The organism is Candidatus Lariskella endosymbiont of Hedychridium roseum (assembly GCF_964020185.1).
Taxonomy (GTDB): domain Bacteria; phylum Pseudomonadota; class Alphaproteobacteria; order Rickettsiales; family Midichloriaceae; genus Lariskella.
This window is the reverse complement of the sequence record NZ_OZ026538.1, coordinates 1511835-1524497: the sequence shown is the minus strand read 5'-3', so window position 1 is coordinate 1524497 and position 12663 is coordinate 1511835. Positions and strand designations below refer to the sequence as shown.

The following is a 12663-nucleotide window of genomic DNA, read 5'->3' as shown; positions in this document are numbered from 1 at the left end:
ATGTGTCCATCAAAAATCGATTAGTATTACACATTCTTTACCTTGCAACGCCAAATTTGAGTTGTAACAAATTTATGTGCATAAAATATCGCAAAATACGACACTATATAGCATATCGCAGCAGACACTAGTAAAAATAACATTTCTAATATCTTAGAGTTTACAATTTGTAACAATTGCAAAACACATAATGATATTACCATTATCAGTGCTGCTATCATGCTATATATGAGACTAAAAATCGATCTAATGTCTATTTTATAACCACTGTGCTTATAACAACCTCTCATAAGCATAGCAGCGTTTATAAACGCAACAATAGATGACGACAGCGCGATCCCAGAATGCTGAAGAGGAATGACAAGCGCCACGCTAAAACAGGCGTTTAAAATAAGACAAATAGCTCCTATTGTCACAGGTGTCTTTACATCCCCTTTGCTGTGAAGATAACTAATAAAAATTTTATTTAAAACATAAGCTGGCAATCCAAGAGCAAAAAACTGTAGCGCAGCAGCAGTTTTAAGAGTGTCTGAATGTGTAAATGCTCCACGATGGAAAAGCAAATCAACTATTTCAAACGCTAAGTATATAATACCAAAGCAAGATGGAATGGCAAAAAACATTGTAAATTTCAACATGGAATTCTGAGTAGCATTCGCAGCTTCGAAATTACTTACTTGAAAACTTTTCGCAAGTGTCGGAAGAAGTGTAAATGATGATGCTGTGCCTATCACAGCAAGAGGGAGTTGCATTATTTTATCTGCAAAATATAAAAACGAAATACCGCCAGAAATAAATGAAGCAATCACCATATCTATCCAAACATTTACTTGCAATATTCCAGCCCCGAACATCCCAGCCGTCATTCTCTTTAACATGGTTTTTATTTTACTATTTATTTTTGGCTTCTTAATTGGAATAATTACATCATTCCTTTTTGCGAAATAAATCATCCAAATTAACTCGATAATGCCAGCAAGCAGCAGTCCATAACACAATGCATGAGCAGTAGTTTTGAATACAGATCTACACAATAAAAATATAATTAGTGTGATGTTGAATAGAATAGATATAGAAGCAAATGGAAAAAATTTGCCTATACTATTTAATACTCCACCATAAAAGGCCACCATTGAGATAAGTAATAGATAAGGAAATGTGATTCTTGCAAGTTCTGTGATGAAATTTAAATACTCAGGATTATCAAATGTCAGTCCTGGAGTTGTGATTTCTACGATAAATCTCATAGATAACAATGCAACCACACAAAAACAAAATAATGACAGAAATAATAAAGACTGTACTCTCGACGCAAAGGCTTTTGCATAGTTGATGCTCCTGCGTTTTATCATACCTGCAAATATTGGAATAAATGCACTGTGAAAGGCTCCTTCTCCAAATAAACTACGAAATAAGTTTGCTAGTCTAAATGCTACCAAAAAAGCATCATTCATAGACCCTGCACCTAGGATACTAGCGATCATCACGTCTCTTAAATACCCAATTATCCTAGATGCAAAAGTGACTATACTAACTATTAACGTTGATCTAACAATATGCACAAAAAAATTTGAATTTGATGTTAAAAGTATGTGAACCGCTGCTATGAATAGCGTATAATCACTGATCTCTGCATTTCACTTTTTTTTTGGAGCTCAAGCTGCCGCTTCCTTCATTTAAAAACTGCATTATAAATTGCAACAATCACTTATTTATCTAGATTACTCTTATAAAATCACCTTTTAGTCTTTCCATCAAAAATCGATTTGCTGTGCAAATAAATTTTTGCAGAAAGTTAAATATACCTCTTTCGAAACTCTACTTATGACAAGAATTTGTGCGTCGATTTTGTGTTCGCAGCTCCTCATGTATACCAAATATACTCTTGTCTTGCCGTATCTAAATCTTCTACCACTTTTTTGCCAGAAGCTAGTTTCGAAAGAGGTCTAATGTACAAAAATTAGCCTGAAGCCTCTGCAATGCGCTAATTTTGGGATATATTAATTGACCCTATGCTGCAAATGCTACTTTCACAAAATCCATAAGTTTTTTGCGCTTATTATAACATTTCCTTACGGTGCGTACTAAGTATATGCTATATACACCATAATATAAATTCAAAAGTTTTGTGCCACATAATACCAACTCCCGTAAGACACAATTCTATTAAACTATTTAGCAAGAGGATGTTTTGTAAAAACTATTTCTGCCGCTCTATTGCTGGTAATTTTTGTATATATCTGTGTAGAGGATATATCAGAGTGACCCATCAGCTCTTGTAAAATCCTAAGATTTGCTCCATTTTCTAACATGTGTGTTGCGAACGAATGTCTTATCTTATGTGGAGACACAAGATGTAGTGGAACCCCTGATTGTATCGCTAAGCTTTTTAATATCTGACCAAATCTCTGCCTGGTAATATGAGATATATTGCCTTTTTTATCAACAGATGGAAAGAGCCAATCTGTTTTTTGCTTATTTTTTATGAATACAGATCTAATTTCTAAATATTTGTCTAGTATATCGACCGCTTCCAGGTTTAGAAGTACTATACGCTCTTTGCCACCCTTTCCCCTAATTAGTATATGTCTTGCAACTTCTTTACTCTTTAAATCTCTTTCAATTACCTGCATTTTAAGCGTTACAAGCTCAGATATCCTCATTCCAGTTGCATATAACATCTCAAGCATAGCAGATGTTCTAATACCTTCATTAGATGTATCTTTACTTGCAGCCTCTATTAATAGAAAAACATTATCTTGAGATAATGCTTTAGGAAGAGAACTAGATATCTTAGGATTTTTTATTGATATGATAGGGTTATGATCACACCTCTTTTCACTAACTAAAAAGTCGAATATCTGTCTTGCTACAGAAAGCTTTCTTGCCAATGTCCTTGTGCTAAGATTTTTCACCTGAAGATATGAAAAATATTCTATAACATCAGACTTAGAAGCATACGCAATTGAGAGATTGCGGAAATTCATATATGCAACTAACTCCAGGGCATCGTTTTGATAAGCAAGTAGCGTATTATCAGACGTAGCTCTTTCAGCAGCTAACATCTCTATGAACTGTTCTACATATAATGTATCATCACATAACATAAGCTAGTTGAAACCTTCCGCGAAGCACATTACTACATATGGCATTGCTCACTAAATCAGTGTGCAGGTCTTGTTTGTCTCATTTTCCATATTTATAGTCAAGGAAGTTAAAAGTGTTATAGAGTGTTTATAACTCTAAAGATTGATATTTATACGGATTTCAAGCAAATGTGAGCTATAACAAGCAATCATATTGTAAGATATCCAAATATTGTTTTGCACCTTTAATACCTGTTTAAAAAGCGCTTGTGAAAAAGCAAGGCTTTTTTCATAGAGTCAGTACACTGGGGAGTGCTTTTGCGATTTTGACTAACAGTTCTTAACTATAAAACTCTTCAGCCTTAAAACCAGCAGTATAAAGCTTTGGAAGCCTGCGCACTTATGACAACATGCTTCCAAATTTTGGACGCAAAACAACTTCCACAGTACTCAAGTGCAAGTCCATACCTTACAGCAGCATCTACAGCTTAGGCGCTTGTACATGCACGTAAAATTAGTCTCTCACAACCGTGATAGCAACACGATTCTGTGCCCAAGCTTCTTCGTTACTACCTTGAACCACTGGTCTTTCTTTACCATAGCTTACAGTGCTGAGTCTTTGACAATCTACACCAAGCTCTTTTAGACACTTCTTAGCGCTATTTGCACGACGCTCACCAAGTGCAAGATTGTATTCTCTTGTTCCTCTTTCATCTGCATGCCCTTCGATTGTTGCAGTCATACTAGGATTTTCTTTGAAGAAACGTGCTTGTCTTCTTAGTGTATCTTGCTGTACTTGATCTAAGCTAGACTTATCAAATGAAAAGAATACCCTATCTCCAGCTTTTGCATTAAACTCATCTTGTAAAGTTGTTTGCATAGCAGTTCCCGAGCTATCAACATTTGCGCTATCAGATACAGTCTTCTTCCCACCGCAAGCTGTCAATGCTACTAGAGAGCAAGTGGTTAATAAAAATTTTGTAGCAATTTTCATAAAATTAACTCCTGAAGTAATATAAAATAGTTACGCATCACTATAAATTTTACCATTACATTTTTTTTGTATAATGGTCAAACATTTTGAGTTTCTAAGCTGGGAATCATGCAAGCCATTTAACCGAAATCAACAAGCTTTCAGCTTTCATTTTACAACTTATGAAAGTACCACTCAAAATCTTACAACACTGCGTTAGAACAACAACAAAAGCGGTTAAAACTAGTGCGCTTCGATATATACATTAGAGCGCAATACTTACAAGCAAAAGCCATATTTCGCACTAAATAAAGTATGAAAATTCTACATCCATAACATTTTGCCTGCAAAATAGTGTATTTACACTCACTTTAATACATACCGAAACGCACAAAACAAAGAACCATGATATTTTGATATGCTCCAGCTTATTAGGATACAACAAAGACATTAGAAGATCTAACTTATTTTGCTATGACTTACTATTTAACATTTAGCCATATGTTTTGACATAGTATACTCGCTATATTTCAAAAACTGGCGCCTCTTAAAAAGACCTAGTGTTATGTATTGTATACACCATCTATGCGCTCCCAAGTTTTTCCTCGCTCTTTTCGAAGTCTAGCTTCATATGCAAACGCAAGTTAAATACCAAACTCTTCATTTACCCTGCGGTATACACTCTCTAGCAACACTCTACACTTATATAACTGGAGTATATCCATTAGTGGTAATTACAAATGAAATCAAAACAAGCCAAACAAAAGTTAGCGGAAGAAAAACTTTCCAGCCAAGCCTCATCAACTGATCGTAACGATACCTCGGCAGTGCAGCTCTAACCCATATGAAAATAAATAAACAGAAACAAATTTTCAATACTAACCAAAGCGGACCAGGTATAAAACTCAGCCAATCAAAACCAAATGGAGGAAGCCATCCCCCCATAAAAAAGATTGCAGTAATAGCGCTCATTAGTATCATGTTCGCATATTCTCCTAGAAAGAAAAGAGCAAATGCCATAGAGGAATATTCAACATGATAACCAGCAACAAGTTCTGCTTCCGCCTCTGGCATGTCAAATGGATGTCTATTGGTTTCAGCAAGCACTGAAATGAAAAATATTACAAATACAGGTAATAAAAGCAAATCTAGATAAAACGGCGCATTAGACTTTATTATGACGACTTCTCTAAGATTCAAAGACTGCGTTACAAGTAGAACACAAACTACACAACAACCCATGGCAAGTTCATAAGAAATCATCTGAGCTGCTGATCTCATTGCACCAAGGAAAGCATATTGTGAATTACTTGCCCAACCAGCTATTATAATGCCATATACACCAAGCGAAGATGTCGCCAACAAATAGATTACACCAATGTTAATATCTGCTATTACAAAATCTCCTATTGGAATCACAGCCCACCCTATCATTGCTATGCTAAATGTAATGATTGGAGCAAGTAGGAACAAGATTTTATCTGCATTTCTTGGAATAAGCTGTTCCTTAAACATCAGCTTTAAAGCATCAGCCAATGGCTGCAGAAGACCAAATGGCCCAACTATATTAGGACCAAGCCTTAATTGCATCCACCCTATTATTTTACGCTCCGCATACGTTAAATAAGCAACGCATATAATGAGTGGTACAAGCAAAATAACTATATTCTTTAAATTTGGTATAATCAGCTGATATAAGACTTCCATATCTTTCCAAAAAACATGAGAAAAAGGATAAACTATATGCTGTAGGATACAACTGACATCCTATATTATCAAGTAACAAAAAAGGAGAGTTTTCACATAAAGATAGATAAGAGCTGTTCTTGATATTGTTTGAATATTTGTGTAATAGTAAGAGCGCACCAAAGCTTGATGGATCCGTATGCCATTGACTCTTTTTTAGAAACGATTTTAGTGCGCCGTGTCATTCGGCCTAAATGATGTCGCGTGTTGCTATTATCTCTCTCGATACATACTGTGCCAGACTTTCCAATTGTATGACGCTCTTTGGGTAAAATTTTAGAAAAAGCATCCCAATCATCCGTATAAAAATGACATTCTTTCAGATGACTCACTTTGTTGTAGAGCTTTTGGAATGTTGCAGTATCACGATTGCCTGTAACCCAGGCAACGGTTCTCCTTGTACTACGATCAACTGCCTTAATGATCCAAAGCTTGTTTTTTTGAACCAATAAAATGCCACATCTCGTCGAATTCCATCTCCATAATATCCGAAGAGACAACTGGCTCCTGAGTCTTGCCCATCGCCTCTACTACCCAGCGATAAATTATGGACGGCGAATGACCTAATATCTTGCCTAACATAGAAAAAGAGCCCTTACCAAGACTACATAGCATAACGCATAATGCTTTCTTAACAGCTGTTTGAGGCTTCTTGCCCAGATCGCCCTCAACAAAATTTAGAACATGATCTGCACTTATAACTCTGTACACCCACTCACAATGCCATTCTTTACAAAGATATCAGAGCAACATCCCTTACAACAAACCATAAAACCACTCTTTAGTTTTTAAAAAAGTGATCATATCATACTTCTATCTAATTGTGAAAACTCTCAAAAAAAGCTTTATTATGCTTTCATATATAAGTCAGTACTCGCTGTTTTTTAGATATTGATTGAGTGGTTTATAAGTAAACAACTATGCAAACTTTGTAAGGAAGAATAAGGACCGCTCACCAAGTTATTTTGCAGGCTTCTTTGGCTTAATTCTCCATATTACTTTGTTAATTTCTTTGCAAATATGCGCCTTCTGAGAAATGAAGAATTATTATTTATCAGAGTATATAGTGTATGTCCGTCAAAAATCGATTTGCTACGCTAATTTTTTGGATATGACACTGTTCACAAAAATCCACAAGGTTTTTGGCAATGTTGCCATTTCTTCTGCTGGACTTTCAGCGCATCATAACTGCTTACAACAGAAATAAATCCTCTGCTTCTTATAGGTGATGACACAAGGCTGTCATATAAAGACTAGCTCGCAATGCCAAAAAGTCTCGGAAGCAAGTATGAAATGGCGCTTGGGGCGCAAAAATAGCGCTTTAAATCCGTAAGAAAATATTATAATAAACGCAAAAATTTTACGGATTTTGTGAAAGTAGTGTTTGCCTAGGCACATGAGTAATAATATATCCAAAAATTAGCGCAAGACCGAATCCTATGCTAATTTTTACACATTTCACTTCTCCACAAAAATTTTGGCGGATGGACTAGCAAGCTTCTAGTACTCGAGACACAACTTTTTATTTACTTTCACAAATAATATCACCGCTAATATACACCTAAAAGCAAGTGCCGGCTCCTTACCTTCAAAACCAGCACCAAAATAGAACTCTCAACCAGCACTCTTCTCTAAATAATTTAAGGTGTAACGCTACTTGAGGCCACTTATAACTATGCCAAAACTCTCAGCAAGACGCTCTATAGAACGCAACTTCTTATTTGCTTTCATTACAATCTCATCACTGATATTCATTTCAGCAGCATAACTTCTAACCTTTAACGCTAGATTTAAAGCAGAGCTTTCAAGAAGCTTCATTTTCTCTCTTACATTCTCAGCAATTTCATGAGCAGATTTCTCAGCATTTAATACATATGACCTTGCGCCATCTGCTATACGCTGAGCCGCAGCTTCAATGAATTTGAGATTAGCTTGGAGTCTACTGATTGCACGACTTTGCGCTTCCTTCTCTTTTGCTTCTATTCTCGCAACAGGTGTCTTGATTAGATCCCAAGCAAGACCAAGTTTTGACATAGCATATATTATCCACTTATGCACATCAAATTGATACCACTTCCATCCATTCCTATAATCCCTTGCAAATGCATGGTGGAAATTATGCCAATTTTCACCGAGCAGCAGGAAAAACATCCACCAAATATCTCCAGCTGTTCCATCAGTATATTTTCTAGCTCCAAGGTAGTGACAAAGTGAGTTGACACAAAATGTCATATGTTGTTGAAATGCTCTACCAAGACCTAAAAAGATGTAAGCAGCAATAGCACCTTGTAAACTAAACGTCAGCAAATAACCAAGCACTAGCGGCACCACAACATTCATGAAAATAGCGAGCTTATAATAATGCTTCAGCTGCCAAAGCAACGGACTACCAGGCTTTCCTAACTTCCTCATTGTCATAGTATCTATATGAAAGTCACTACGTATTAGCATCCAGCCCATATGAGACCATAAGAAACCAAGCCATCTATTTTTATATTTTAATGGAGAATGTGGATCAAGCTCTGTATCAGTATACGCATGATGCCTCTGATGATCAGAAGCCCACATCAAAGCAGGACCTTGAAGCACACCAGCTGTAAAAAGTGCTAAGAACCATTCAACCCATTTGCTTGTTTTAAAAGCTCCATGTGCCCAAAGTCTATGCAGCCCAACACCAACAGATATATTCGTGCAGTAATGCCCCATCAGCAACATAGAAAGTTCAAATATCCCAAACTGACGATTTCTTAAATACACAAATGCCATGGAAGCAAGAATAATTGGATAGACTATTAAAATGAACGCAACAAGCCAATTAATGCGTCCAGCTACGCCAGATCCAGCATACTTCATAAGGATAAACCCCCTTTAGATCAAAATATATTATATATGACCAACTAATCAAAATTAGAGCTGCACAGCTACACCATTTTCAACTGAAAGTAAAGCTGGTATGACACTGCTCACCAAGCTATTTCCGTATCAACTTAAGCACTTTGTTATTAGTATCATATGCTTCCTACACAGTATACAAGCAACTGCTGAAAATTGCACGCAATCAATCAAGACTACTCTTTTGATATTTATTAGCGGAGCTTATAACACGAGCTAGCAGTTACATAAGGAAGCAGATGCAGAAAAACATGGCTTAAGAACACTAAATTAAGGCAATATAAGACTACACCCATGCAAACACACGACGCAATTATAATAGAATAACAACTGCTTCTCACACACATGAAACAACAGAACAAAATTTTCAAAGCTTCACTGCATCCTGTCTACCATATTTAGAAGAATGCGTCAAACTACAAAATCGATATGATAAAGCAAGCAAACATATAGCAAGCGAAACTGCAGAGTAGATAATATGCCAAACAACCATAGAAATTCCCAAAAATACTCCTTGTTTCGCATCGCATGTTACAATGCCAACATTCTCAATAATATTCTTTATGTCTAGTAATGAACGTGCGTCGCTAAAATCACTGATGCACTTAGACTTATATGATATCAAGCCACTCTCAACGCAAAAATGAAATATTGAGATTGAAAATCCAGAGAAAATTACAACGGTACAAATTACAACATACCAGGAATATAGAAAATGCCACCTACTGTGCATAAGCATAGCAAAAAGTGTCAAAAACATTAATAGATAATAAGGAATCCTTTGATATATGCACAAATTACACGGCATCATCCCACCGAAAAATTCTATTGTATATGCAACGAGTAGCGCTACAGCACTTATTGTCAGAGCTATAAAATAAAAGTGTCGATAAAGAAGTTCTAGGTAAATAACCTTTTTATTATTCATGATACAACCATATTGTTAAAATCTAAACCTATGATATAAATACTACTATTAGTAATCATATATATGTAATGATATTGCAAATTTTAGAAGACCACACACATATATAGTATAAAATTATAGAACAATTAAGCTCTCTAAATTTAGCTGCAGTCTTACAACTTTTCTATATACAGCAATTGACGACGTTACTTAGCAAATTGTTTGCGCTACTTAGAACGAAGGGCGCTTATACGCTTTGCGATAAGATATTTTCAATAGATTCAAGCACTCCCACCATCCTAGAGGAATTCTGTCCCTCTACCATAATACGTATCAATTTCTCAGTCCCAGAAGGACGAACTATGATTCTAACATCTGAACTATCATTTTGAATCTTGCTTAACTTCTCTATAATTTCTTTATCTTCAAGCGGACTGGATCCCAAAAACCCTATATCTTTTCTTATCTGAGGACGTAATTTAAAAATATCACTTATGTCGCTTGCCTTGCAATTTTTTTCAATCAGAAGTGTGAGGATCTGAAGTGCAGCAAGTATTCCATCTCCAGTTGTGCTATGATCGCTAAATACTATGTGACCAGATTGTTCAGCGCCAAAATTGCAACCTGAATTTTTCATCCTCTCTGAAACATGCTTGTCCCCTACTTTACAGCGATACACAGAAATTCCATTCTGAGCAAGAAATTCGTCGAGCGCACTGTTTGACATATGAGTAACAACAATACTGCTTCCATTCAATAGCGCCCTTTCCTTTAGAGATAACGCAATCGCTGCAATCACATGATCGACATGTACAACTTGCCCAAGCTCATCACATATAATCACTCTATCTGCATCACCATCCAATGCTATCCCTATATCTGCTCTAGTCTCTATAACTTTAGCAGAGAGCAAAGCCGTATGAACAGCTCCACAGCCCTCATTTATATTAAAACCATTTGGCTCACATCCGATAGAGATAACTTCAGCACCAAGCTCCCAAAGTATAGCAGGCGCAAGTCTATAAGCTCCTCCATTTGCACAATCCAAAACTATGCGCATGCCGTTTAAAGTCTTATCTTTTGGAAAAGAATTTTTTACATGTTCAACATACCTTCCAGGCGCATCATCAAGACGTTTAGCTCTGCCTAATTTCTCTGGCAGCGCAAGGTGTTCTTCAAAGTCATTACAAATGATTAGCTGCTGAAGTTTATCCTCACAATGTTCTCCAAGCTTATAACCATCATTACCAAATAATTTAAGTCCATTATCATAGTAAGGATTGTGTGAAGCTGAAATCATAATGCCAAAGTCTGCTCTTAGTGACTTTATTAACATTGGTACTGCAGGAGTTGGCATCGGACCGACTAAAGTAACATCAACACCTACTGAGATTAGACCTGCTGTTACTGCTGGTTCTATTAAATAACCTGAAAGTCTAGTGTCTTTTGCTATTAATGCACGATTTCTATAACCAGCACGATGTAGGTAAACACCGGCAGCCATACCAAACTTGAGTGCAACCTCAGCTGTCATAGGATACTGATTTACTTTGCCTCGTATACCATCAGTGCCAAATAGTTTTTTTGTCATTTTTAAGATATCAGGATTTATGCTTTCTTATAAAATTTATAAAATTATTGGAATATGAGTGCAGCGCCATTATATCACTCTCAGAAATCTTACCAACTGCAGCGCGAGGTAAACACAGATATTCTGGCATCACAACACTTTTTAGATGCACCAGAATATCATGTAGATGAAGCACTGCTCTAACTGCACCAAATTGGCTAGGACTTGCACTTAAAACTCCACAAATCTTTCCAACAAATGGTTGAATATAACCTTCTTCCTGCAAAATGTTGAATGATAACCAGTCTATCAGATTCTTTAAACATCCTGGTACCGAGCCATTATATTCAGGACATGCGATCAAGATTGCATCAGCTGAATGCGTCATTTCCAGCAGCTTTAGTATGTCAGCATTTCTCTCCAACTTGCTAAGCGCTATGTCACTAAACATCGGAATGTCAAAATCTGCCAGTCTGAAATTCTCTAATGCATAACCTTCTTTTTTGCGTATATTGTCTAAAGCAAAATCAAGCACATGCTCAGTCAAAGAGCCAGATCGTATGCTACCGGCAAAAGCTAAAATCTTCATATATTCCCCACAAATAACGCATATTCATCCTTCCCTTTGGCAGTACAGAACCACACATGCGAAGCTATATAGCACACAAGATACACTAGTAATACTTTTGGCATCTGTCGAAGCGCTTCTATGTATTTTGCATACACATGCACTCAAATTCTTCCTAGCTTTTTTGAAGTCTAACTTCGTATACATATAACAGACTTCTTATTAAAACTCGCTTCCAGTTTAGACAAGCGCAAGAAGCATACGAAAGCGCGAGGAAACGCAAGTGTACAAGAAATACACGAGCATCCAAAACACGGACGCGGCCAAGCAACTGGCTGCCGAAACAAGCGTCTGAAGAAGGGATCTAATAAATACCAACTCTTCATTTACCTGTGGTATATATCCTTTTGCACGACCATTTTTCCTATACAATTATCAGTTAAATAAAAGTCAAAATCGCTTTAAGGAATATGAACTTTATATTTGCTGGATATTACACAATATCACCAAAAAAGAATCGGATTTCTCGCATAGCATTTTCTTTTGAATCAGAGCCATGTACTGCATTGATTCCTATACTTTCTCCGAAATCCCTCCTAATTGTTCCTGGCTCAGCCTGACTTGGATCTGTAGCGCCCATAACATGCCTATTCTTCTCAACAGCACCAGGCCCTGAGAGAACCTGCACAACAACAGGTCCGGAAGTCATATACTCAACAAGTTCGCCGAAAAATGGCCTTTCTTTATGAACAGCATAAAAATCTTCCGCTTGCTTTTGCGTCATATGCAATTCTTTTGCAGCGACAATTTCCAGCCCAACATCTAAGAATCTTTGATTTATTGCAGATCTTAAATTCTTTCTGATTGCATCAGGTTTAATAATGGATAACGTTTGTTCTATCATTATGTTTAGTAAAATTT

Annotated in this window: 11 protein-coding genes; all 11 read right to left on the bottom strand. The window is 36.5% G+C overall.

The features are described 5' to 3' along the window. Nucleotides 1-26: 26 nt before the first annotated feature. Entirely contained in the window at nt 27-1562 is a 1536-nt protein-coding gene (gene murJ / locus AACK98_RS07710) for a murein biosynthesis integral membrane protein MurJ (protein WP_339041244.1), read from the bottom strand. A 609-nt stretch (nt 1563-2171) separates the two neighbouring features. After that, nucleotides 2172-3107, bottom strand: a complete 936-nt coding sequence (locus tag AACK98_RS07705) for a tyrosine recombinase (RefSeq protein WP_339041241.1) — start codon at nt 3105-3107, stop codon at nt 2172-2174. A 493-nt stretch (nt 3108-3600) separates the two neighbouring features. Next, complete coding sequence (gene pal, locus AACK98_RS07700; protein WP_339041239.1) at nt 3601-4080, bottom strand: peptidoglycan-associated lipoprotein Pal; 480 nt, start codon at nt 4078-4080, stop codon at nt 3601-3603. A gap of 681 nt (nt 4081-4761) precedes the next feature. After that, nucleotides 4762-5766, bottom strand: a complete 1005-nt coding sequence (gene nuoH / locus AACK98_RS07695) for an NADH-quinone oxidoreductase subunit NuoH (RefSeq protein WP_339041237.1) — start codon at nt 5764-5766, stop codon at nt 4762-4764. A gap of 92 nt (nt 5767-5858) precedes the next feature. Then, the gene (locus AACK98_RS07690; protein ID WP_339041235.1) at nt 5859-6254 is read right to left on the bottom strand and encodes an IS1 family transposase; all 396 of its coding nucleotides are present in this window, start codon (nt 6252-6254) and stop codon (nt 5859-5861) included. Beyond that, a complete protein-coding gene (locus AACK98_RS07685; RefSeq protein ID WP_339041233.1) occupies nt 6223-6516 on the bottom strand; it encodes a hypothetical protein in 294 nt (97 codons plus the stop codon). Before AACK98_RS07685 ends, AACK98_RS07690 begins: the two co-directional genes overlap by 32 nt. A gap of 942 nt (nt 6517-7458) precedes the next feature. Then, entirely contained in the window at nt 7459-8658 is a 1200-nt protein-coding gene (locus AACK98_RS07680; RefSeq protein WP_339041232.1) for an acyl-CoA desaturase, read from the bottom strand. Nucleotides 8659-9064: 406 nt separating this feature from the next. Beyond that, nucleotides 9065-9625 carry a disulfide bond formation protein B gene (locus tag AACK98_RS08325; RefSeq protein ID WP_410519985.1) on the bottom strand — a complete coding sequence of 187 codons (561 nt, stop codon included), beginning with the start codon at nt 9623-9625 and terminating at the stop codon, nt 9065-9067. Between the two features lie 226 nt (nt 9626-9851). Beyond that, entirely contained in the window at nt 9852-11195 is a 1344-nt protein-coding gene (gene glmM / locus AACK98_RS07675) for a phosphoglucosamine mutase (protein WP_339041230.1), read from the bottom strand. Nucleotides 11196-11205: 10 nt separating this feature from the next. Continuing rightward, complete coding sequence (locus AACK98_RS07670; protein WP_339041228.1) at nt 11206-11763, bottom strand: NAD(P)H-dependent oxidoreductase; 558 nt, start codon at nt 11761-11763, stop codon at nt 11206-11208. A gap of 472 nt (nt 11764-12235) precedes the next feature. Next, nucleotides 12236-12646 (bottom strand): nucleoside-diphosphate kinase, encoded by a 411-nt coding sequence (gene ndk / locus AACK98_RS07665; protein ID WP_410520032.1) that lies wholly within the window; start codon nt 12644-12646, stop codon nt 12236-12238. Nucleotides 12647-12663 lie beyond the last annotated feature (17 nt).